This is a genomic window from Clostridium oryzae, from assembly GCF_002029235.1.
Lineage (GTDB): Bacteria > Bacillota > Clostridia > Clostridiales > Clostridiaceae > Clostridium_AE > Clostridium_AE oryzae.
In genome coordinates, this window is the sequence record NZ_MZGV01000167.1 from 1 (window position 1) to 758 (window position 758).

Annotated in this window: 1 tRNA gene and 2 rRNA genes; all 3 read left to right on the plus strand. The window is 44.6% G+C overall.

What is annotated here, in order from left to right:
- Nucleotides 1-114 (plus strand): 16S ribosomal RNA (locus CLORY_RS22875); the annotation flags it as partial.
- A 112-nt stretch (nt 115-226) separates the two neighbouring features.
- A tRNA-Ala gene (locus CLORY_RS22880) sits at nt 227-302 on the plus strand.
- Nucleotides 303-619: 317 nt separating this feature from the next.
- Nucleotides 620-758: ribosomal RNA gene (locus CLORY_RS22885) — 23S ribosomal RNA — on the plus strand; the annotation flags it as partial.

Genomic DNA, 758 nt, shown 5'->3' on the forward strand with positions numbered 1-758 from the left:
CCCGAAGTCCGTGAGTTAACCGAAAGGGGACAGCGGCCGAAGGTAGGGTCAGCGATTGGGGTGAAGTCGTAACAAGGTAGCCGTAGGAGAACCTGCGGCTGGATCACCTCCTTTCTATGGAGAAAATCTGATAGCTAATTCATTAGTGAATAGATATCAGTAAGAATTACGGTTTATACCAAACACTCTGTTCAATTTTCAGAGACCAAAATCTCTGAAACATTTTGGGGGTATAGCTCAGCTGGGAGAGCACCTGCCTTGCACGCAGGGGGTCAAGAGTTCGAATCTCTTTATCTCCACCATTTCAGTAATATAGATTACTGAATCTGTTCTTTGAAAATTGCACATAAGAAATGAAATATTGTAAAGCTAAGAATATTTAAAATGTTCTTTGTACGATAATCAATGGTAATGAACTTGTTCATTACCGAGAAGAGAGCTGTAAGTTAGATAGGAAGCCTGAAAAACGGCAACTATAAATTAGCACTCTCTGGAGTCGTGTTAGAAACGAGCAGAACAAGGAAGCGACAGAGCGCGGAGCGGAGTTGGCTATAATGCCAATGAGCACCACAGCGACGGAGCTGACGCAGTAATGCGAAGTTAATCACACGACGACTAAGGTCAAGCTACAAAGGGCGCATGGAGAATGCCTTGGCATCAGGAGCCGAAGAAGGACGTGATAAGCTGCGAAAAGTTTCGGGTAGGCGCAAATAGCCAGAGAACCGAAAATGTCCGAATGGGGAAACCCTCGTGTAAAA